The organism is Micromonospora sp. RTBAU3-60, from assembly GCF_054963695.1.
The window spans coordinates 137,232-157,434 of record NZ_JBUEGB010000006.1 but is presented as its reverse complement, the minus strand read 5'-3'; the positions used below and the strand labels follow the sequence as shown (position 1 = coordinate 157,434).

Genomic DNA, 20,203 nt, shown 5'->3' with positions numbered 1-20,203 from the left:
GGGTGTGAATCAGTCGGCGGTCGCCTCGGCCGGCGTACCGCTGCCCGCACCACCGCCACCACGGCGGCGCCGGCGGCGGCGCGGCTTGGCTGCCGCCTCGCCCTCAGCGGCGGCCGACGCGGCCGGCTCGGTCCCACCCTCCGTGGTGACCACCGCAGTGGGCTCGCCGGCGAGCACCTCGCCGGCCCGGCGGCGCCGGCGGCGGCGCGGTGTGCGGGTGCCCTCGGACGCCTCGGCACCGGTGTCGCCCTCGGCGGGCGTCGCGCCGGCGTCGCCGCCCCGACTCCGCTGGCGCTCGCGGCCCCGGCCCTCGCCGCGCCGCGAGCCGCGCTCGCCGCGCCGCGACCGGCCACCGCCCAGGTCCTCCTCGACCTCCGCCGACAGCCCGGCGCGGGTGCGCTCGGCGGTCGGCAGCGTGCCGGTGATCTCGCGGGAGATGTCCAGGTCGGTGTAGAGGTGCGCGGAGGTGTGGTACGTCTCCGGCGGCTCGGGCATGTCGAGCCCGAGGGTCTTGTCGATGATCCGCCAGCGCGGCATGTCGTCCCAGTCGACGAAGGTCACCGCGACGCCGGTCGCTCCGGCCCGGCCGGTACGGCCGATCCGGTGGGTGTAGGTGTCCTGGTCCTCAGGGCAGTCGTAGTTGATCACGTGAGTGACGCCGGTGACGTCGATGCCCCGGGCCGCCACGTCGGTGGCGACCAACGTGTCGATCTTGCCGGCGCGGAACGCCCGCAGCGCCCGTTCCCGGGCGCCCTGGCCCAGGTCGCCGTGCACGGCGGCCACCGCGAAGCCGCGGAAGTCCAGGTCCTCGGCGACCCGGTCGGCGGCCCGCTTGGTGCGGGTGAAGATCATGGTCAGGCCTCGGCCCTCGGCCTGGAGGATGCGGGCGACGATCTCGACCTTGTTCATCGAGTGGGTGCGGTAGGCCAGCTGCTGGGTCTGCGGCGACGGACCGGTCTCGGCGGTGTGCCCGGCGTGGATCGTCACCGGCCGGCGCAGGAAGCGCCGGGACAGGGCGACGATCGGGTCCGGCATGGTGGCCGAGAAGAGCATGGTCTGCCGGTCCTCCGGCAGCATCGCGAGGATCTTCTCGACGTCGTCGAGGAAGCCCAGGTCGAGCATCCGGTCGGCCTCGTCGAGCACCAGCGCGTGCACCCGGTCGAGCCGCAGGTGCTTCTGCTTGGCCAGGTCCAGCAGCCGGCCCGGGGTGCCGACCAGGATCTCGACGCCCTTGCGCAGCGCCTCGATCTGGGGCTCGTAGGCCACGCCGCCGTAGATCGGCAGCACTCGGACGCCCCGGGTGCGGCCGGCGGCGTCGAGGTCCCTGGCAACCTGGATGCCCAGCTCGCGGGTGGGTACGACGACCAGCGCCTGCGGCAGGCCGTCGCTGCCCTCGGACGGGGCGAACACCCGCTCCAGCAGCGGGATGCCGAAGCCGAGGGTCTTGCCGGTGCCGGTCGGCGCCTGGCCGATCAGGTCGACGCCGCGCAGCGCGATCGGCAGCGCGTACTCCTGGATGGCGAACGCGCGGGTGATGCCGGCGGCCGCGAGGGCCTCGACGGTCTCCTGGCGGGCGCCGAGCTCGGCGAAAGTGGGAGCTTCCGGACGAACCGGAGCGGTGGGGGCCAGTTCCTGGCCTTGAATCTGCTCGCTCATATGGATTTGGGGGTGCCCTCTCGTGGTGCGCCCCTCATGTCCTCAGGGCGCGGTCGGTTTGGCGCGGGCCACACGGTCGGGGGCGGTACGCCGAGCCGGACCGGGCCGCACGCGCGCCGGGGACCGGTGCTGATCAGCTCAGCTGATCGAATCGGTGCCCACGGCAACTGTGTCATCCTACCTGAACGGCTCCTGGGCCGTTCTGATTCCGCTGCTGGGTGGCCGTCCGGGGCCGCTAGATGTGACCTGGGCCACATATTGACGGGGGACTCGTGGTGGCGGCCGGACGGTAGCCTGCGCTCGTGCCCGCCCCCGAACCCGCCCTGGTCGACCTGCTCGGCCTCGTGGCGTACGGCGAACTGCTCGCCTTCGACCGGCTCGCCGCCGACGCCCGCCTCGCCCCCGACCTGCCCCGGCGGGCCGCACTCAGCGAGATGGCCGCCGCCGAGATCGCGCACTACCGGTGGATCGCCGACCGGATCACCGCGCTGGGCGTACGGCCCGACGAGGCGATGGCCCCGTACGTCGAGGCGTTGCAGGCGTACCACGACTCGACCGAGCCGAAGGACTGGCTGGAGGCGGTGACCAAGGCGTACGTCGGGGACGGCATCTCCGACGACTTCCTGCGGGAGATCGCGCACGGGCTCGACGGGTCGGACCGGCAACTCGTCCTCGACGTGCTGCACGACTCGCGGTACGCCGAGTTCGCCGCCGCCGAGATCCGGGCGGCCATCGAGGCCGACCCCTGGGTGGCCAACCGGCTCTCCATGTGGGCGCGGCGGCTGGTCGGGGAGGCGCTCTCCCAGGCCGGCCGGGTCGCCGCCGCGGACCGGGGCGCGCTCACCGCGTTGATCGCCCGCCGGGAGGCGGTGGACGTGCCGGCGCTGTTCCGCCGGCTGACCGACGCGCACACTGCGCGGATGACCGCCGCGGGGCTGAACAACTGAGGCCCGGAGCCGCCGTGGCGCCCGCCGCGGCGGCTCCGGCGGGAAATCAGCGGACGGTGAACCCGACCGCGCGGGGTGCGGCCTCGGCGATCTCGACGTAGGCGACCTTGCCGACCGGCACGATGACCCGCCGGCCCTTCTCGTCGGTCAGGGAGAGCGTGCCCTCCCCCTTGGCGATCGCGTCGGTCACGATCTGCTCGACCTCGGCCGGCGACTGCCCGCTCTCCAGGACCAGCTCACGCGGCGCGTACTGCACGCCGATCTTGACCTCCACGGTGCCTCCTCAACTGGGGCGAATGAGCCGCCGTGAGAAGGCTATCCGATCTGGCGTACCGATGTTCAGGCTGACTCACCTTGCAGCGGGAAGCTGGCGATGCCCCGCCAGGAGAGGGCGGCGACCAGGGCCTCGGCCTCCGCCTTGGGCACCTGCCGGCCGCCGGCCAGCCAGAACTGGGCGGCCGTCTCGGCGGCGCCGACCAGGCCGGAGGCGAGCAGCTCGGCGTGCGCCCGGCTCACGCCGGTGTCCGAGATGATGGTGTCGGTGATCGCGGCGATGCAGCCCTGCTCGACCCGCTCCACCCGCTGCCGGACGGCCGGGTCGTTGCGCAGGTCCGACTCGAAGACCAGCCGGAACGCCTCGCTCTCGTGGTCGACGAAGTCGAAGTACGCGCGCACCGACGCGCCGACCCGCTCCTTGTTGTCGTTGGTGCCCCGCATCGCGTCGCGCACCTTCGCCACGATGGCGTCGCAGTGCGTGTCCAGCAGCGCGAGGTAGAGCTCCATCTTGCCCGGGAAGTGCTGGTAGAGCACGGGCTTGGAGACTCCCGCCCGCTCGGCGATGTCGTCCATCGCGGCAGCGTGGTAGCCCTGCGCGACGAACACCTCCTGGGCGGCGGCGAGCAGCTGCTTGCGGCGCGCCGAGCGGGGCAGGCGGGTGGGCCGGCCGGCGGTCTGTGCACCGTTCCCCACAGCGGTCATGGGAACCTCCGAGTTTCATCGTACGAGCCGGCACTTATCACCCGAACCGGTCGGGGCTGGTGAACCCGTCGCGGAATTGGCCCGCCGCTGTAACTTATCGCCACTGTCGCCACACGGTAGCCTCAGCGGGGGCGACCAAGGAGCGCGCGGTGAGTGAATCAGGGCAACCCGGAGCCGCCACCCCGGGAGAGCACGGCGACGGGACGGGTCAGCGGGATGACCTGGCCCGGGCCGGCAACGGGTGGGCGCCCCCGGCGACCGGCTGGGCCCGGAGCGGGGAGCCGCCCCTCGCCTGGCCCCGCGCCGATCTCGCCGGTTGGGCTGCCTCGTCGCCCCGCCACGGGGACCTCCCGGCCCCGCTGCCCGGGCTGCCCGCCGAGGAGCCGTCGGGCCGGGTCAACGGCCGCCATGTCAACGGCGTGCACCACGCCGGGGAGGAGTCGCCCGTGACGCGCCAGGCGCCGGTGAGTGCCCCGCCCGTCGACGAGCCTCGCCGGGAGACCGACCGCGACCGCCTGGCCGTGCCGGTCCAGCGGCCCGCCCCCGCAGTGGAGCAGCCGTCCGCCGAGGCGGAGCCGCCGCCGGCGCGGCACTCGTCCGACGAGGCGCTGCCCGGCCGCGCGTCGCGCCGGGCGGAGGGCGGGAACCCCACCTCCGCGCCGCCGGCCCTCCAGGTGCCGCCGGTCGGTGCCGCCGCCTCGGGCTTCGAGGTGCCGCCCGGCTTCCACGCCCCGACCACCGAGCGGGCGGCCGCCGAGCCGCCCCCGTCGCTCTCCCGGGGCTGGGCCGACCAGGCGCCGGGCGAACCGCCGGCCGAGTCACCGTCGGCGCCCCGCGGCTGGGCCGACCGGGGTCCGGCCGAGTCGCCGGCGGAACCGCCGTCGCTGTCGCGCGGCTGGGCGCCGGCTGAGCCGCCGGCCGAGCCGCCGTCGCTGTCCCGCGGCTGGGCCGAGCGTCCTTCGTCGGCGCCGCCCGCCGGCCCGGTCGAGGAGCCGCGTGCCACGTCGGCCGACGACCGGGGTGCAGGGCCGGCGGACGAGCGCCGGCCGTCGCCGGCCGAGGAGCCGGAGTGGTCCGAGCCGGGCTGGGGCGGTGGCTGGGCGCCGCCGTGGTCCCGCGAGGCGGAACCGGCCGGCCGCCGGGCCCGGGAGGACGAGCCGACGGGTCGCCGCGCCCGCGAGGAGGAGCCGGTCGGCCGCCGGGCCCGGGACGAGGAGCCGGTCGGCCGCCGCGCCCGCGAGGAACGCGCCGCCGAGTGGGCGCCCGAGCCGGCCCGCGCCGAGCAGTCCGCGCCGTACGAGCCGCCGCGCGGGGAGCCGACCCGCGCGTACGAGCCGGTCCGCGCCGACCAGCAGTCGGGGTACGGGCCGCCGCGCCCCGAGTCGGCCCAGCCGCAGGAGGCGCCCCGGACCGACGAGGAGTCTCGCCCGGCGTACGAGCCGGTGCGCGAACGACCCTCCTGGGCCGGGCCGCCGGTGCCGGTGACCCCGTTCAGCGCGCCGCCGCACGCCGCCCCGACCAGTGCGCCGCCGCACGCCGCCCCGACCAGCGCCCCGCCGGTCCCGCACGCCGCCCCGACGAGCGCCCCGCCGGTCCCGCGCGAGGCTCCGGCCAGCGTCCCGCCCGCCGGATACGCCCCAGCCTCAGGCACCCGGTCGGCCGAGGAGCGGGAGGGCACGCCGTACCGGCCGCGCGCCGGCGAGACGCCGGGCCCCGCCGCGACCGCCGGCGGTGCGTCCCGCTTCGATCGCACCCCCGCGCCCGCCCCGACGAGCGCGCCCCCCTACGCGGCCCGCCGGTCCGCCCCCGAGCCGGTGTCGACGGCCGAGCCGGTCGCCGATCCCCGGCTGGCGGAGGCTGCGGCGGTGCTGCCGCAGCGCGTCCCCGCCGAGCCGGACGTGCCCGTCGTGCCGGAGCCGCCAGCCGTGGAACCGTCCGCCGAAACCCCCGAACTCGCCCGCATCGCCACTCACCTGCGCCGTGACGACGAGCCCGCGCCGCTGCGCGAGCGGCCCGAGGGCTTCGACGTCAATGCCATCCTCGACGCCGTCCGGGAGGTGGCCGGCGTCCGGGACGCCGCGCTGCGCCGGACCCCGGCCGGGGCGCACAGCCTCCGGCTCGACCTCGCCGACGGCGCCGACCCGGCCGAGGTGAGCCGGGTGGTGGCCCGTCTGCTCCAGGAGCGGATGGGGCTGGCCGCCGCCCCGCAGAACCTGCCCGGTGCCCCCGCCGCCGCGCCGCCGCCGGTCCGTCGACGGTCGAGTCAGGCGCGCGGGGAGCGTGCCTCCGGTGAGCCGCGCACGGCGGAGGACCGCCCGGGCGCGGCCCGACCGTCCCCGAGCCCGGAGGACCGCGCCGGCGCGGCGCGGCCCGTGCCGAGCCGATCGGCGGAAACCCCGGAGGGCCGGTTCGGTGCGCCCGAGGCGCGGACCGGCCGGCTCGCGGAGGCGCCGGCCCCGGCTGCCGAGCCGCCCCGCCGGCGCCGGCAGGGCGCGACCCACCAGGGCCGGGCCGCGGTGGAGGAGTCGTCCCTCGCCGCCGCCCCGACCGGGGCGGCCACCGGCAGCCCGGTCACGCTCGGCGCGTCGTACTCGGGCGGGCACATGACCACGACGGAGACCGCGCCGTCGCGACCGCTGGAGACCGGCGGCGCGCCGGGGCCCCGGGTGGTGATCGACCACGTCCTGGTGAGCACCTTCGGGCTCGACGCCACCGTGGAGGTACGCCTGATCGCCGGGGACCGGACGGCGGAGGGGCACGCCACCGGGCCGGCCGTCGACGGGTACGTGCTGCGGCTCTGCGCGGTGGCCGCCGCGGCGGCGGTGGACGAGTTGCTCGGCCGCGCGGCCCTGACCGCGGAGCGGGGGCGCTGCTTCGTCGAGCACGCCGCGGTGGTGCCGTTCGGCAACTGCGAGGTGGCGACCGTGGTGGTGCTGCTGGTCTGCGACGGCTGGGTGGAGCAGTTGGCCGGTTCGGCGCTGGTGGCCGGGGATCCCCGGCAGGCGGTGGTCCGGGCGACGCTGGCCGCGGTGAACCGCCGGCTGGAGGCCCTGCTCGCCTGAGCCGAAGGCCGGTGTCGGACGGCCGGGGCGCGGGAACACTGGAACCATGAAACGTGCCGCCCTCTGGCCGGACCAGCTCCTGCCGGCGCACCACGTCCCACCGCCCTGGCCCGGCCGGGCGGTACGCCTCGACGGCACCGTGACGTACGTCCGGGACACCCCAGCCACCGGCCCCGACGCCGAGCCGGCGCTCTACGTGCACGGCCTGGGCGGCTCGTCGCAGAACTGGACGGACCTGGCCGGCCTGCTCGCCGACCGGCTCGACGGGCAGGCGATCGACCTGCCCGGCTTCGGCCGCAGCGAGCCCGGCCGGCGGTACACGGTGCCGGCCTTCGCCGAGCGGGTGGTCCGCTGGATCGAGCACAGCGACCGGGGCCCGGTGCACCTGTTCGGCAACTCGCTCGGCGGCGCCATCTCGGTACGGGTGGCGGCCCTGCGGCCGGACCTGGTCCGGACGCTGACCCTGATCTCCCCGGCGCTGCCGTTCCTGGACTTCCGTCGCTCGTTGCAGGGGCGGATGCTGCCGTTGCTGGCGATCCCCCGGGGGGAGCGGCTGGCCGCCTGGCGGCTGGCCCAGCTCGCCCCCGAGGTGATGGCCCAGGAGGTGATGGAGGCGTGCATCGCCGACCTGACCCGGATCAGCGAGCAGCGCCGGCAGGAGGCGATCGAGGAGATCCGGATCCGCTACGAGGCGGCCCACTACGCCGCCGCGTACGTCCGCACCTTCCGTGGCCTGGTCTCCAGCTTCCTGCGGTCGTACCTGCCAGGCGCCGGTTCGCTGTGGCGGCTGGCGGCGGCAGTGCGCGCCCCGACCCTGCTGATCGGGGGACGCCAGGACCGGCTGGTGGACGTCCGGGTGACGCCGCGGGCCGCCCGGGTGATCCCGGACAGCCGCCTGCTGATGCTCGACGGGGTCGGGCACGTGGCCCAGTTGGAGGTGCCCCGAACGGTGGCGCGGGCCGTCCTGGCGCTGCTCGCCGAGGCGAGTTCCGGCGCCGCGCCGGCCGAGCCGCGCGGCACGGCCGAGTCGCGGGGCAGCGCAGTGTCCGCCGAATCGCGGGGCGGGGCAGTGTCCGCTGAGGCCCTGGCCGGCGCGGTGCCCGTCGAGATCCGGGACGACCTGCTCGCCGGAACGGAGGACAGCGCGCTCCGCCGCGACATGGCAGGCTGAGCCGGATGCCTCCCTCCTCCCGCCCGGGCCGCTCCACCGCGCCGGTTGCCGCCGGTCGCCCGGCCGGCCGCTGGCGGTCCGCGATCGTGGTGCTCGCGTTCCTGACCGCCGCCGGGATAGCCGTCGCCGCCGTGGTGCAACGGCCGTCGGCCGGTGCCGCTGAGGTGCTGGTCAGCGACGACTCGGTGGCCCAGCCGCCGGCGCCGAGCGCCCCACCGACGCCGTCCGCCCCGGTGAGCCCGTCGTCGACGCCGAGTCCGACCAGCCCGGCGCCGGTGCTGACCCTGCCCGGTCCGGTGCCGGCGCACGGGCGGGGCAGCTTCGCGTACGACGACCGGCCGGGCGAGGTGCTGGGCCGGGCGGGGGTGCTGCGGCGCTTCCGGGTGGCGGTGGAGGATGGCTCCGACGAGGACGTGTCCGCCTTCGGCGACGCCGTGCAGCGCGCCCTGGCCGGGCCCGGGAGCTGGGTGGACAGTGGCCGGCTCCGGTTGCAGCGGGTGGCCCCCGGCGCGCGGTACGACTTCACCGTCTACCTGGCGACCCGGGACACCGCGGGGCGGTTGTGTCTGGCCGGGGGGATCGACATCCGGGTGGGCGGACGGCCGTACACGTCCTGCCGGGTGCCCGGCAAGGTGGTCATCAACCTGGACCGCTGGCGTACCTCGGCGCCGCACCTGGTGGCGGCCAAGGTGCCGCTGGACACCTACCGGCTCTACGTGATCAACCATGAGGTCGGCCACCAGTTGGGGCACCATCACGAGGGGTGCCCGCGGGCCGGGAAGCCGGCGCCGGTGATGCAGCAGCAGACCCTCTTCCTCGACGGCTGCCGGCCGAACCCGTGGCCGTACCTCGACGGCAGGCGCTACACCGGCCCGGCGGTCTGACGTTCCCTTTTGGCGATGATGAGAACCATTCGCGTAACCTTGGGCAAACGCGGCTGATCGCCCGAATTGCATGACACGCTGGTGTCATGACCTCCTCGTCCCCTTCCGACCCGGACGCCGAGACCGGTCATCCATGGTCCGGCGGTCCGGCCCGGCTCGACTTCGACCGCCCGCCGGCCCAGCCCGGGACCACCTTCCCGGTCCAGCCCGGAGGGCGCCTGCTGCGGTGGCGACGCCGCCGTACCGTCCTGCTCCTAGCCGCCCTGCTGGTGGCGGGCGGCGGCGCGGCCGGTCTGCCGGTCCTGGTCCACCGGTCCGCCGGCCGGCCCCCGGTGGCCACCTCGAACCAGCGGCCGGCGAACGGCGGTCCCCGGGTGGCCGCGAGCGGCTACCCGACCGCCGGGCCCGGCAGCTTCGCCGCCGCCGACGGCCGCTCCCCGGTACGGGGGCACGAGGGGCCGCTGCGCCGCTACCGGATCGAGGTGGAGCAGGACACCGGACAGGACGCGGACGAGTTCGCCGCCACGGTGGACGCGGTGCTCGGCGACCCGCGGAGCTGGATCGCCTCGGGGGAGCTGCGGGTGCAGCGGGTGGCCGAGGCGGCCGCCGCCGACTTCACCATCTACCTGGCCACCCCGGCCACCTCGGAGCGGATGTGCGCCGACGGCGGCCTGAGCACCCAGCGGTACACCTCGTGTCGGCTGCCCGGCCGGGTCGTCATCAACCTGGCCCGCTGGATGGACGCGGTCCCGGACTACGGCGCGCCGCTGGAGGTCTACCGGACGTACGTGATCAACCATGAGGTCGGGCACGAGTTCGGCGAGCTGCACCAGGCCTGCCCCGGGCCGGGCGAGCCGGCCCCGGTGATGCAGCAGCAGACGTACGGGCTGGACGGCTGCGTCGCCAACGCCTGGCCGTACGTGGACGGCATCCGCTACGAGGGGGAGTTGACCGACGGGGTCTGAGTTATTCCCGCTCCCGCATGTCGGGCGACGTGGCGCTCATCATGGCCGATCCCTACCACGGCGAGTGACAATTACCCGGTCCCACCGCCGATCCCGGGGAGTCCACCGTGTCGCTGCCCCCGCTCGTCGAGCCCGCCGCCGAGCTGACCGTAGACGAGATCCGTCGCTACTCGCGCCACCTGATCATCCCGGACGTCGGGGTCGAGGGACAGAAACGGCTGAAGAACGCCCGGGTGCTCTGCGTCGGCGCCGGCGGTCTCGGCTCGCCGGCCCTGCTCTACCTTGCCGCCGCCGGCGTCGGCACCCTCGGCATCATCGACTTCGACACCGTCGACGAGTCCAACCTCCAGCGGCAGGTCATCCACGGCGTCTCCGACGTCGGCCGGTCGAAGGCCGAGTCCGCCGCCGCCTCGATCCGTGAGATCAACCCGCTGGTCACCGTGGAGATCCACAACACCGCGCTGGACCGGGACAACGTCAAGGAGATCTTCTCCCAGTACGACCTGATCGTCGACGGCACCGACAACTTCGCCACGCGCTACATGGTCAACGACGCGGCGGTGCTGCTCGGCAAGCCGTACGTCTGGGGTTCGATCTACCGGTTCGACGGCCAGGCGTCGGTGTTCTGGGCCGAGCACGGCCCCTGCTACCGCTGCCTCTACCCGGAGCCGCCGCCGCCCGGCATGGTCCCGTCCTGCGCCGAGGGTGGCGTGCTGGGCGTGCTCTGCGCGTCCATCGGGTCGATCCAGGTCAACGAGGCGATCAAGCTGCTCACCGGCATCGGCGAGCCGCTGGTCGGCCGGCTGATGGTCTACGACGCCCTGGAGATGAGCTACCGCAAGATCAAGGTCCGCAAGGACCCGGACTGCGTGCTCTGCGGCGAGAACCCGACGGTCACCGACCTGCTGGAGGACTACGAGGACTTCTGCGGCGCGGTCTCCGTCGAGGCGCAGGAGGCGGTGGTCGACTCGACCATCACCGCCCTGGAGCTGAAGGAGTGGCAGGACGCCGGCAAGGACGTCTTCCTGATCGACGTCCGGGAGCCCGCCGAGTACGAGATCGTCCGGATCCCCGGCGCGACCCTCATCCCCAAGGGCGAGATCATTTCTGGCGAGGCGCTCGCCAAGCTCCCGCAGGACAAGCAGATCGTGCTGCACTGCAAGTCCGGCGTCCGCTCCGCCGAGGCGCTCGCCGCGCTCAAGGCGGCCGGCTTCAAGGACGCGGTGCACGTCCAGGGTGGCGTGCTCTCCTGGATCAAGCAGATCGATCCGTCGCTGCCCGCGTACTGAGTCGGCGAGGGCCGGCGTCATGAGACTCGCCGAGCAGGGTCTCCTGACACCAGCCCTACGGGCCCTTCCGGGATGCCGGGAGGGCCCCCGCGTACCCGCCGGTGAGCCGGGCCATCCTTGGCCGAGATACCGAGGCGGGAGGACGTTCCCGCAGGTAGCGTCTCCGTCGTGGTCGATCTGGACGCCGCCATCGGCTTCGTCGTGGCGCATGGGGACGCGGTGGACCGCGCCCGCCTCTCCCGGCTGCGCACCGGTGCCCCGGTGCCGGCCGAGCTGCTCGACGCGGCCGAGGCCGGGCAGGCACCCGGCGGCGGCTGGCCGGCCGTGCTCGACGGCGAGGTCGCCTCGGTCGACGCGACCTGCTTCCGGCTGGCCGAGCTGGACGACCTCGGGGGGCTCAGCCGTCCGGCAGCCCGGCACGCCCTGGACTGGCTGGCCGCCCGGCAGTTGCGCGACGGCGGCTGGGACGAGGACCCGTCGCTGGCCGGGTTCGCCCCCGAGTGGGCGACCCCGGGCGACCCGGAGGCGCAGCTCTTCCTGACCGCGAACGCCGGGTTCTGGCTGACCGTCGCCGGGCTGGACGCCCGCGCCGCCGGCCCACTCGACCACCGGGTCGGCGGGGCGTACGCCGGGGTGGTGCAGGCGGCGGCGCAGGCGCTGGCCGCGCAGCTCGCCCCCGACGGGAGTTGGCCGTCCTTCCTGCCCGCCGGCTGGCTGGCCGCGGCCGTGCTGCACCGCCAGCAGATGTACTACGAGTCGGCGCGGATCCAGGCGGTGCTGGCTGAGCGGATCCCGCAGATGTCCCCGGCCGACGTGGCCTGGCTGGCCGCCACGCTGCGCCGGGTCGAGGTGGGCGAGGAGCAGTGGCTGCTGGTGGCGGCGCGCCAGCGGCTCGCCGAGACCCAGCGCAGCGACGGCGGCTGGGACAGCGACGACGGCCACCAGTTCGACGTGCACACCACGTTGCGCGCGATCCGGGCCTGCCGCCCGAGCGCTCCCGAGGCCCCGGTGTCCGGCACCCCGTTCGTGCCGCCGCAGCCGGCCGCGCTGCCGGATCCGCCCGCGATGCCGGCGCCGCGCCCGGCACCCCCGGCGGGCGCTGTGCCGGCGCCGGCTCCCGTGCCGGCGCCAGGTCCCCGGCCGGCCGTCGCGTCGCCCGCCGTGCCGCCGCCGCACCTCGCCGCGCCGCCCGTCGCGGCGGGACCGGCGGGGTCGCCGGTCCCGCCGGTGCAGGCCGGGCCGCCGGTCGCGCCGGTGCCGCCGCCGCTGGTGCCGCTGCCTCCGCCGGAGCCCGCCGCGCCGCCCGAGCGGGCCGCGCCCACCGCCTAGGCGGGCGCGGCCGGCCGGCGCGCAGGCCGTCAGCGCAGGTGGCCGTCCCCGGTGACCACGTACTTGGTGCTGGTCAGCTCGGGCAGCCCCATCGGGCCCCGGGCGTGCAGCTTCTGCGTGGAGATGCCGATCTCGGCGCCGAAGCCGAACTCGCCCCCGTCGGTGAACCGGGTGGACGCGTTCACCATCACCGCCGCCGCGTCCACCCGGGCCACGAACTCCCGCGCCGCCGACTGCGAGTCGGTGACGATCGCCTCGGTGTGGCCGGTGCCGTACCGCCGGATGTGTGCCACCGCCGCGTCGAGCGAGTCGACGACGGCGACGGAGATGTCGGCGGAGAGGTATTCGGTGGCGAAGTCCTCCTCGGTGGCCGGGACCACCGCGGCGGAGTGGGCGGCCACCCGGGCGTCGCCGTGCACGGTCACCCCGGCCTGCGCGAAGGCGTCGAGCATCGCCGGCAGGAACGCGTCCGCGACGTCCGCGTGGACCAGCAGCGACTCGGCGGTGTTGCAGGTGGAGAGGCGTTGGGTCTTGGCGTTCAGGGTGACCGCCACGGCCTTGGCGACGTCGGCGGCGGCGTCCACGTAGACGTGGCAGTTGCCCACCCCGGTCTCGATCACCGGCACGGTCGATTCCTCGACCACGGTGCGGATCAGCGAGGCCCCGCCGCGCGGGATCAGCACGTCGACCAGGCCCCGGGCGCGCATCAGCTCCTTGACCGAGTCCCGCGAGGTGGCGTCGAGCAGCTGCACCGCGTCCGCCGGCAGGCCGGCTCCGGCGATCGCGTCCCGGAGCACGGCGACCAGCGCGGCGTTGGAGTGCGCCGCCGAGGAGGAGCCGCGCAGCAGCGCCGCGTTGCCCGACTTCAGGCAGATCCCGGCCGCGTCCACGGTCACGTTCGGCCGGGCCTCGTAGATGATGCCGACCACCCCGAACGGCACCCGGACCTGCCGCAGCTCCAGCCCGTTCGGCAGGGTCGAGCCGCGGAGCACCTCGCCGACCGGGTCGGGCAGCGCGGCCATCTGGCGCAGCGCGTCGGCGATGGCGGCCACCCGGCCCGCGTCGAGCGCCAGCCGATCCAGCACCGCCGCGGTCAGCCCGGCCTCGCGCCCGGCCGCCAGGTCCGTCGCGTTCGCGGTCAGGATCTCCGGGGTACGCGCCACCAGCGCGTCGGCCATCGCGTGAAGCGCGGCGTCCTTCACGGTACGGGTGGCGACCGCGAGGGCCTCCGCCGCGTCCCGGGCCCGCCGGGCCTGCTCGACGACGCTCATCCTGCACTCCTCGGGGGTCGGTGGGACGCCATGCGTCCCGGATTCACAGCAGCACCAGGTCGTCGCGATGGACGACCTCACGTTCGTACGCCGGGCCCAGGGCCGCGGCGAGTTCCGAGGTGGAGCGCCCGAGCAGCCCGGGCAGTTCCACCGCGTCGTAGTTGACCAGCCCCCGGGCCACCGGCGCGCCCGCGGTGTCCACCAGATCGACCGGGTCGCCGGCGGTGAACGCGCCGTCCACGGCGGTGATCCCGGCCGGCAGCAGGGACTTGCGCCGGCCCACCACCGCCTGCACCGCGCCCGGGTCGAGGTGCAGCCGCCCACGGGGTGCGGTGGCGTGCGCCAGCCAGAACAGCCGGGCGGCCGGCCGGCGGCTGCTCGGGTGGAAGAACGTGCCGACCGGCTCGCCGGCCAGCGCCGAAGCGGCCAGCGGGGCGGCGGTGAGCACCACCGGGATGCCGAAGCCGGTGGCGATCCGGGCCGCCTCGACCTTGGTCACCATGCCCCCGGTGCCCACCCCGGCCCGGCCGGCGCCGCCGATGTCCACGCCCGCCAGGTCGCCCTCGCCGTGGACTTCGGCGATCCGGGTGCTGCCCGGGCGGGCCGGGTTTCCGGTCCAGAGCGCGTCCACGTCCGACAGCAGCACCAGCAGGTCGGCGTCGACCAGGGCGGCGACCAGCGCGGCCAGCCGGTCGTTGTCGCCGAACCGGATCTCCTCGGTGGCCACCGTGTCGTTCTCGTTGACGATCGGCACCGCCCGCAGGTCGAGCAGCTTGCGCAGGGTTCGGTACGCGTTGCGGTAGTGCGCCCGCCGGGTCACGTCGTCGACGGTCAGCAGCACCTGCCCGACGGTGCGACCGTGTCGGGCGAAGCTGGCCGCGTACCGGCCGATGAGCAGGCCCTGCCCGACGCTGGCGGCGGCCTGCTGGGTGGCCAGGTCGCGCGGGCGCCGGGCCAGGCCGAGGGGGGCGAGGCCGGCGGCGATCGCGCCGGAGGAGACCAGCACCACCTCGCGGCCGGCGCCGGCCAGCGCGCCGAGGGTGTCGACCAGGGCGTCGACCCGGGTGTCGTCCAGGCCGCCCGCCGCCGTGGTCAGCGAGGACGAGCCGATCTTGACGACGATCCGGCGGGCCGAGGTTACTGCTTCACGCACCCGACCATTCTGCGCGTCCGGGTCGGCGAGGCCCCGTCGCGTTCCCATATCGTGGCAGCTCGTGACACCTGACGAGTACGTCGAGGCGGTGCTCGACCTGGTCGAGCGGATCCCGCCGGGCCGGGTGATGTCGTACGGGGCGGTGGCCGACGCGCTCGCCGAGCGCTCGGGGCGGGCCTCGGCCCGGCTGGTCGGCTCGATCATGGCCCGGCACGGGGGCGGGGTGCCCTGGCATCGGGTGGTGAACTCGGCCGGGCGGCTGCCACCCGGGCACGAGGTGGAGGCGCGGGCGCGGCTGCGCGCCGAGGGCTGTCCGCTGCGCGGGGCGGGGGTGGACATGGCGGCATCATGGTCGCCCGACGAGACGATGTGATCCCGGCCATAACGTGAGTAGCATTCGGCTCCATGGACGCGACGGCGCAGGGGCCGCTGCCCCGCCGGGTGCACCTCGGGTACGCGCTGGGCTCGCTGGTCACCGGGGCGTTCGGCACCGTGCCCGGGCTGCTCCTGCTGCCGTACCTCACCGACACGCTGGGCGTCGCGGCCGGCGTTGCCGCCCTGCTGGTGCTCCTGCCCAAGGCCTGGGACGTGCTGGTCAACCCGGTGGCCGGCCGGATCTCCGACCGGACCCGGTCCCGTTGGGGTGCCCGCCGGCCGTACCTGCTCGGCGGTGGGCTGGCGCTGGCGGTGCTCTTCGCCTCGATCTTCGCCGCGCCGTTCGGGGCCGGCCCGGCCGCCGGGGCGTACGTGGCGGTGGCGTTCCTGGCCACCGCGACCGCGTTCGCCTTCTTCCAGGTGCCGTACGTGGCGATGCCGGCCGAGCTGACCGGCGACCCGGCGGAGCGTACCCGGCTGATGAGCTGGCGGATCGCGGTGCTGGCGCTGGCCATCCTGGTCTCCGGCGCGGTGGCCCCGGCGGTGGTGACCGCCGGCGGGGACGGGGTGCCGGGGCACCGCTGGATGGGGCTCTTCGTCGCCGCGCTGATCGGGGCCGGGGCGGTCGGGGCGTTCCTCGGCACCCGGTCCGCACCCACCGGGACGGTGGGGGAGAGCGAACCGAGCCTGCGCGCCCAGCTCGCGGTCGCCGGCCGGAACCGGCCGTTCCGGGCCCTGCTGGTCTGCTTCGTGGTGCAATCCGCCGGGGTGGCGACCGTGCTGGCCGGGGTGAGCTACTTCGCCGGCCAGGTGCTCCGCGCCCCGGAGACCGGGCCGACCCTGCTCTTCGCCTGCTTCGTCGGGCCGGCGCTGCTCGTCATGCCGCTCTGGACCCGGGTGGGCGCGCGGGTCGGCAAGCGGGCCGCCCTGGTCGCCGCGTCGCTGCTCTTCGCGGCCGGCGCGCTGGCCCTCGTCGCCGCGCCCGCGCTGCCGGCCGTCGGGGTCTACGCCGTGGTCGCGCTGATCGGCGTCGGGTACGCCGGCCAGCAGGTCTTCGCCCTCGCCATGCTGCCGGACTGCATCGCCTACGACACCGCGCGCACCGGCCGCCGGCAGGCCGGCGTGTTCACCGGGCTCTGGACGGCCGGGGAGACGTTCGGTCTCGCCCTCGGCCCGGGCCTCTACGGCCTGGTCCTCCAGCTCTCCGGCTACGTGTCGTCGTCGACCGGGGTCGCCGCCGACCAGTCCGCCGGCGCCCGCCTCGGCGTGCTGCTCGGCTTCACCGTCCTCCCGGCCCTGCTGGTCGCCGCCCCGGTGCTGCTGCTGCGCGCCTACACCCTGACCCCCGCCCAGCTCGGTGCCGGCCCGGCGCGGTCGGCTGCCGCGCCGGCGGGCGCATGAACCGCGACCGGGCGGGCCGGCCGCGGCGAGTGAGTGTCAGCAGGGGCCTCCTCCACCACGCACGGCGTTGACCGGGGCCCCTGCCCTGCCGACCGCCACGAGAAAGGGCGTCACGAGTCGATGATCGAGGAAGGGACGGGCGCGCTGCCCGTCGAAGGGGTGCCCGCGGAACAGGTGCTGGCGGAGATCCGGGCCCTGCGCGCGGCCGACCGGCCGACCCACGGCGGGCGGCTGTTCGCCTACGTCTACGACCCCGGCGTGGCAGGGCTGGACGAGCTGGCCCGGGCCGCGTACGCGGAGAGCGCCCACGTCAACGGGCTCGACCCGACAGCCTTTCCGTCCCTGCTGGCGATGGAGAACGCCCTGGTCGGGGCGGCCGCCCGGCTGCTCGGCGGTGGCCCGGGCACGAGCGCCCCGGAGGTGGTCGGCAGCGTCACCGGCGGCGGCACCGAGTCACTGATCCTGGCCGTCAAGGCGGCCCGGGACGCCCGGCCGGACCTCGCCGCGCCGCGGATCGTGGTGCCGGCCAGCGGGCACGCCGCGTTCGCCAAGGCGGCCCACTACCTGCGGGTGGCCCTCGACACCGTGCCCGTGGACCCGGCCACCCTGCGGCCGGCAGTGGCGGACGTGGCCGCCGCGATCCGGCCGGAGACCGTGCTGGTCGCCGCCTCCGCCCCCGCGTACGCGCACGGCGTGATCGATCCGGTCGCGGAGATCGCGGCGGTGGCGGCGGCGGCCGGGGTGCGCTGCCACGTGGACGCCTGCTTCGGCGGCTGGACGCTGCCCTGGCTGCGGCGGCTCGGCGCGCCGGTGCCGGCGTTCGACTTCGCCGTCGACGGGGTCACCTCGATCTCCGTCGACCTGCACAAGTACGCGTACGCCCCGAAGGGGGTGTCGGTGCTGCTGCACCGGGACGCCAGGCTGCGGGCGCCGCAGTACTTCGGGTACGCGGACTGGCCCGGGTACACCATGGTCAACCCGGTGATCGCCTCCACCAGGTCGGGCGGGCCGATCGCCGCCGCGTACGCCACCCTGCGCCACCTCGGCGAGGCCGGCTACCTGCGGCTGGCCGCGCGGACCCGGGAGGCGGTGTCCGGGCTGGCCGACGCGGTACGCGCCGTCGACGGGCTGCGGCTGCTGGCCGAGCCGGAGTCGACCGTGGTCTGCTTCACCAGCGACGACCCCGGTCTCGACCTGTTCGTGCTGGTCGACGAGCTGACCGCGTGCGGCTGGCACACCCAGCCCCAGCTCGCGTACGCCGGGCTGCCGGCCAGCGTGCACCTCACGGTGACCGCGGCGGTGGCCCCGCGGGTGGCCGAGTTCGGCCCGGCGCTGGCCGGCGCGGCGGCGGCCGCGCGGGCGGCCGGCCCGGTCGCGCTGCCGCCGGAGGTGCGTGCGCTCGCGGCGTCGCTGACCCCGGAGGAACTCACCCCGGAGTTGATCGCCGGACTGGCCGCCGGCCTCGGGCTCGGTGCCGGGCCGGCGCCGGACCGGATGGCGGCCGTGAACACCCTGCTCGACGCCGCCCCGGTGCCCCTGCGGGAACGGCTGCTGGTGGAGTTCGTCGGGCTGTTGCAACGCCCCACCTGGTGAGTGCCGCTCGCGGCCCGACGCTGTCGTCCGGCCGGGGAAGCACCCCCGGCCGGACGACTGTCGTTCAGTTTGCCGTGACGGTGAACGAGGTGGTGTCGTCGGTCGGGTCCACGTCGGTCAGGCTGATCGGATAGCTCGGCTCGACCGTGTAGGACCCGGTGCCCAGCTCGCCGGCCGGGGTGCCGGCGGGCGCGGTGAGAATGACGTCGACGCTGCGCTCCTCGCCCGGCATGAACCGGCCCTCCGGCACGGTGAACGCTTCAGGGAAGCTCGGCAGGTCCTGCGGCTCGATGTGATCCACCCAGACGCCGGCCGGCAGGCTGGCTCGGACGTTGAGGAGGAGCGAGGGCGCGTCGTTGCCGTACCGGACGGTCACCGGCATCCGGCCCTTGAGGCTCCCGTCGGGCTGCCGGTCGAGCGTGACCGCGCTGGCGCGGAGCGAGATGTCGGTCTGCGTCGCCTGCACGTATGGCTTCGGCTTGTTGATGCCGCCCTTGGTGGAGCGGAAGAGGGTGGTGAAGGGAGCGCTGGCCACCGGCTGCTCCGAGTTTCCGACCAGCACACCGACGGAGCCGTCGTCGACGACCATGGCGTAGTCGCGCGGGGTGGTGAGGACCTGGATCTTCAGGCCGTACGTCTGGCTGGCACCGGGCTCGAGCCACGTGGTGGAGCCACCGCACATGATGCGAAGGCGGACTCCGACGCCCGAGGCGGACCACCAGCAGGTGTCGGACGGGACCAGGTCACCCGCCGACGCGCCGGCCGGTTCGAGGAAGGTCAGGTTGAACTGAGTGGCGGTCGGGCCGTTGTTGGTGACCGTGGCGCTCAGGGTGCCGACGTAGCCCCGGTCGGTCGGCTCCAGCACCAGCCGCTGCGCGGTGACGGAGAGCGTGTCGCTGGACTGGCTCGGCGCGGCGGCGGCCGGCGCCCCGGCGGCGAGCACCGCCAGCGCGGAGCCGAGCAGGCCGGCCGCGATTCGGCGTCCGACAGGCATGGTGATTGGCATGGATGTTCCTCCCCGTGGTTGGTGTCACGCCGTTGCCGGCGGGCATCGATCAGCACCATAGCGATGCTGATCCACTATGGGCGCCCCAGATGGACGAAACGGGCCCGGCGCATCGCGCCGGACCCGCCGTCACGTGGTCAGCCCGCCTCGACCGCCGTCAGCGGGAACGAGGTGGTGTTGTCCGCCGGGTCGACGTCCGGCATGGAGCTGCCGTAGAAGTAGCTCGGGCTGAGCGTGTACGAGCCGGTGCCCAGCGCGCCGGCCGGGGTCCCCGCGGGGGCGCTGAGGTAGACGTCGAAGGCCCGCTCCTCACCGGGCATGAACCGGCCTCCCGGCACGACGAAAGAGTCCGGGAAGCTCGGCATGTCCTGCGGCTCGATGTGGTGGACGATGACGCCCGCCGGGAGGGCGGCGTTGACGTTCAGGTGGAACGACGGGGCGTCGTTGCCGTACCGGACGGTGACCGGCATCCGGCCGAGCAGGCTGCCGTCGGCCTGCCTGGTCAGCACCACGGCCTCGCCGCGGATGGTCAGGTCCGTCTCGGTGGCCTGCACGTACGTCCGTGGGCTGCGCACGCTGCCCGTGGTGGACTCGAACAGGGTGGTGAACCGGGCGGTGCCCGACGGATCGGTGGCACCCGCCGGCACCACCGCGATGCGCCCGTCCCGGGACACCATCGGGTAGTCCCGGGCGGTGGTCCAGACGTGGAAGCCGAGCTGGAACGTCACGCTCGCCCCCGCCTCGACCCGGCCGCCGTAGCAGCTGTTGACCAGCCGGTTCTCCACCAGCCGCTCGTAGAAGCACGGGCCGCCGGGCTCAATGGTGGTGAAGGAGGCCCCGGCCGGCTCGGTGACGACCAGGTCCACCGAGGTGGCGGTCGAGCCCGGGTTGGTCACCGTCGCGGTCATCGTCCCGACGTACCCCCGGTCGGTCGGGGTCAGGACGAGCTGCTGGGCGGTGATGCTGGGCCGAGCCGTCGCGGTCGCGGCGGTGGCGGGTGCCGCCAGGGTGAGCAGGGCGGCGGCCCCGCCGAGCAGCGCGGTGGCGACCCGTGCCTTACGTGTGGTCATTGCTGTTCCTCCCGTGATCCCCGTGGGTGGGCGGCGGCGCTTCCGTCCGCCCG

General features: G+C 75.5%; 15 protein-coding genes and 2 pseudogenes. 10 read left to right on the top strand and 7 right to left on the bottom strand.

Features of this window, described 5'->3' with window-relative positions; translation table 11 throughout:
* Positions 1 to 9: 9 nt before the first annotated feature.
* Complete coding sequence (locus ACY34I_RS08640) at positions 10 to 1,656, bottom strand: DEAD/DEAH box helicase (RefSeq protein WP_462754055.1); 1,647 nt, start codon at positions 1,654 to 1,656, stop codon at positions 10 to 12.
* 302 nt (positions 1,657 to 1,958) lie between these two features.
* Between ACY34I_RS08640 and ACY34I_RS08635 the strand changes: the two genes are divergently transcribed.
* Positions 1,959 to 2,603 carry a ferritin-like fold-containing protein gene (locus tag ACY34I_RS08635; protein ID WP_462754053.1) on the top strand — a complete coding sequence of 215 codons (645 nt, stop codon included), beginning with the start codon at positions 1,959 to 1,961 and terminating at the stop codon, positions 2,601 to 2,603.
* Between the two features lie 46 nt (positions 2,604 to 2,649).
* On the opposite strand, the gene ACY34I_RS08630 is transcribed toward ACY34I_RS08635, so the two are convergent.
* Positions 2,650 to 2,877, bottom strand: coding sequence for a DUF3107 domain-containing protein (locus tag ACY34I_RS08630; RefSeq protein WP_073834372.1), 228 nt, complete (start codon positions 2,875 to 2,877; stop codon positions 2,650 to 2,652).
* Positions 2,878 to 2,942: 65 nt separating this feature from the next.
* Positions 2,943 to 3,581, bottom strand: a complete 639-nt coding sequence (locus tag ACY34I_RS08625) for a TetR/AcrR family transcriptional regulator (protein WP_148793385.1) — start codon at positions 3,579 to 3,581, stop codon at positions 2,943 to 2,945.
* An 884-nt stretch (positions 3,582 to 4,465) separates the two neighbouring features.
* On the opposite strand from ACY34I_RS08625, the gene ACY34I_RS08620 reads away from it, so the two are divergent.
* The 6 genes and pseudogenes from ACY34I_RS08620 to ACY34I_RS08595 all read left to right on the top strand — a co-directional run.
* A complete protein-coding gene (locus ACY34I_RS08620; protein WP_462754156.1) occupies positions 4,466 to 6,643 on the top strand; it encodes a hypothetical protein in 2,178 nt (725 codons plus the stop codon).
* A 46-nt stretch (positions 6,644 to 6,689) separates the two neighbouring features.
* Positions 6,690 to 7,661, top strand: a pseudogene (locus ACY34I_RS08615) (alpha/beta fold hydrolase); the annotation flags it as partial.
* 158 nt (positions 7,662 to 7,819) lie between these two features.
* Positions 7,820 to 8,698 carry a DUF3152 domain-containing protein gene (locus ACY34I_RS08610; RefSeq protein WP_148793388.1) on the top strand — a complete coding sequence of 293 codons (879 nt, stop codon included), beginning with the start codon at positions 7,820 to 7,822 and terminating at the stop codon, positions 8,696 to 8,698.
* A gap of 86 nt (positions 8,699 to 8,784) precedes the next feature.
* The gene (locus ACY34I_RS08605) at positions 8,785 to 9,663 is read left to right on the top strand and encodes a DUF3152 domain-containing protein (protein ID WP_462754050.1); all 879 of its coding nucleotides are present in this window, start codon (positions 8,785 to 8,787) and stop codon (positions 9,661 to 9,663) included.
* Between the two features lie 107 nt (positions 9,664 to 9,770).
* On the top strand, positions 9,771 to 10,952 hold the full coding sequence (moeZ, locus tag ACY34I_RS08600) for an adenylyltransferase/sulfurtransferase MoeZ (RefSeq protein ID WP_148793391.1): 1,182 nt from the start codon (positions 9,771 to 9,773) through the stop codon (positions 10,950 to 10,952).
* Positions 10,953 to 11,069: 117 nt separating this feature from the next.
* A pseudogene (locus ACY34I_RS08595) lies at positions 11,070 to 11,939 on the top strand (prenyltransferase/squalene oxidase repeat-containing protein); the annotation flags it as partial.
* 371 nt (positions 11,940 to 12,310) lie between these two features.
* Here the strand turns inward: ACY34I_RS08595 and ACY34I_RS08590 are convergent.
* Both ACY34I_RS08590 and proB read right to left on the bottom strand, forming a co-directional pair.
* Complete coding sequence (locus ACY34I_RS08590) at positions 12,311 to 13,552, bottom strand: glutamate-5-semialdehyde dehydrogenase (protein ID WP_462754048.1); 1,242 nt, start codon at positions 13,550 to 13,552, stop codon at positions 12,311 to 12,313.
* A gap of 43 nt (positions 13,553 to 13,595) precedes the next feature.
* Positions 13,596 to 14,753, bottom strand: a complete 1,158-nt coding sequence (gene proB, locus ACY34I_RS08585; RefSeq protein ID WP_462754046.1) for a glutamate 5-kinase — start codon at positions 14,751 to 14,753, stop codon at positions 13,596 to 13,598.
* A 13-nt stretch (positions 14,754 to 14,766) separates the two neighbouring features.
* On the opposite strand from proB, the gene ACY34I_RS08580 reads away from it, so the two are divergent.
* From ACY34I_RS08580 to ACY34I_RS08570, 3 genes are all read left to right on the top strand, one after another.
* Positions 14,767 to 15,078 carry an MGMT family protein gene (locus tag ACY34I_RS08580; protein ID WP_148793399.1) on the top strand — a complete coding sequence of 104 codons (312 nt, stop codon included), beginning with the start codon at positions 14,767 to 14,769 and terminating at the stop codon, positions 15,076 to 15,078.
* A 32-nt stretch (positions 15,079 to 15,110) separates the two neighbouring features.
* On the top strand, positions 15,111 to 16,481 hold the full coding sequence (locus ACY34I_RS08575; RefSeq protein WP_462754044.1) for an MFS transporter: 1,371 nt from the start codon (positions 15,111 to 15,113) through the stop codon (positions 16,479 to 16,481).
* Between the two features lie 120 nt (positions 16,482 to 16,601).
* Complete coding sequence (locus ACY34I_RS08570) at positions 16,602 to 18,074, top strand: pyridoxal phosphate-dependent decarboxylase family protein (protein WP_462754042.1); 1,473 nt, start codon at positions 16,602 to 16,604, stop codon at positions 18,072 to 18,074.
* A 64-nt stretch (positions 18,075 to 18,138) separates the two neighbouring features.
* On the opposite strand, the gene ACY34I_RS08565 is transcribed toward ACY34I_RS08570, so the two are convergent.
* Positions 18,139 to 19,080, bottom strand: a complete 942-nt coding sequence (locus tag ACY34I_RS08565; protein WP_462754040.1) for a hypothetical protein — start codon at positions 19,078 to 19,080, stop codon at positions 18,139 to 18,141.
* Positions 19,081 to 19,217: 137 nt separating this feature from the next.
* A complete protein-coding gene (locus ACY34I_RS08560; protein ID WP_462754038.1) occupies positions 19,218 to 20,150 on the bottom strand; it encodes a hypothetical protein in 933 nt (310 codons plus the stop codon).
* Positions 20,151 to 20,203 lie beyond the last annotated feature (53 nt).

Coding starts and splice junctions, on each gene's coding strand:
- ACY34I_RS08560 (WP_462754038.1), bottom strand. CDS start 20,150: ATGACCACACGTAAGGCACGGGTCGCCACCGCGCTGCTCGGCGGGGCC.
- ACY34I_RS08625 (WP_148793385.1), bottom strand. CDS start 3,581: ATGACCGCTGTGGGGAACGGTGCACAGACCGCCGGCCGGCCCACCCGC.
- ACY34I_RS08575 (WP_462754044.1), top strand. CDS start 15,111: ATGGACGCGACGGCGCAGGGGCCGCTGCCCCGCCGGGTGCACCTCGGG.
- ACY34I_RS08640 (WP_462754055.1), bottom strand. CDS start 1,656: ATGAGCGAGCAGATTCAAGGCCAGGAACTGGCCCCCACCGCTCCGGTT.
- ACY34I_RS08590 (WP_462754048.1), bottom strand. CDS start 13,552: ATGAGCGTCGTCGAGCAGGCCCGGCGGGCCCGGGACGCGGCGGAGGCC.
- ACY34I_RS08565 (WP_462754040.1), bottom strand. CDS start 19,080: ATGCCAATCACCATGCCTGTCGGACGCCGAATCGCGGCCGGCCTGCTC.
- ACY34I_RS08610 (WP_148793388.1), top strand. CDS start 7,820: ATGCCTCCCTCCTCCCGCCCGGGCCGCTCCACCGCGCCGGTTGCCGCC.
- ACY34I_RS08570 (WP_462754042.1), top strand. CDS start 16,602: ATGATCGAGGAAGGGACGGGCGCGCTGCCCGTCGAAGGGGTGCCCGCG.
- ACY34I_RS08605 (WP_462754050.1), top strand. CDS start 8,785: ATGACCTCCTCGTCCCCTTCCGACCCGGACGCCGAGACCGGTCATCCA.
- proB (WP_462754046.1), bottom strand. CDS start 14,753: ATGGGAACGCGACGGGGCCTCGCCGACCCGGACGCGCAGAATGGTCGG.